The 565-nt window shown below is 61.8% G+C and carries 1 protein-coding gene; it reads right to left on the reverse strand.

What is annotated here, in order from left to right:
• On the reverse strand, nucleotides 1–565 hold a 565-nt coding region (locus tag EN780_RS36980; protein ID WP_145971052.1), incomplete at both ends, for an AAA family ATPase.

Consider the following 565-nt stretch of genomic DNA (forward strand, 5'->3'; position numbering starts at 1 on the left):
ATGTTTGGTGGTGAAGACAAAATCTTCGCCAAGCTCGCCACGCGCGCGCCGGACCGCGCGCAGATCCTTGTTCAAGGCATCGACATCCTTGTTGGTGTAGGCGAACACAAAGCGCGACGATGAGGGATCAACCGAAGAGTCCTGCGCCCATCGCTCGACAAGCTTTCCGCGCAGCTCGTCCTGCTTTGATGTCCAGACGACGGACTTGTTGCGAGCAAAAGCGCGCAACGCTTCCTCGAAGCGCCCATCGGACAGGTCATGCGCCGCTTCGCGCTGCCAATCGACCTTCTGCCGTGTCACCTGGCGGATCTCGACCGAGCCGTGTTCTTTCTTCAACTCGGTGAACAGCCCGCCGCGCTCGATCGAACCCAACTGACGGTCGTCCCCAGCAAGAACAACCTTCGCCCCCGAGAGCCGCGCCTCGCGCAACACCTCGCCGGTCACTTTTGCATCCATCATCGCCGCCTCGTCGACGACAACCAGAGTGCGGCGATCCCACTGCGCGCGGCCGTTCTTCAGCCGAAACAATTCGGCGTGCACAGTAGAGCTGCGCGCGACACCGGCA

Source organism: Mesorhizobium sp. M4B.F.Ca.ET.089.01.1.1 (assembly GCF_004022605.1).
Taxonomy (GTDB): domain Bacteria; phylum Pseudomonadota; class Alphaproteobacteria; order Rhizobiales; family Rhizobiaceae; genus Mesorhizobium; species Mesorhizobium abyssinicae.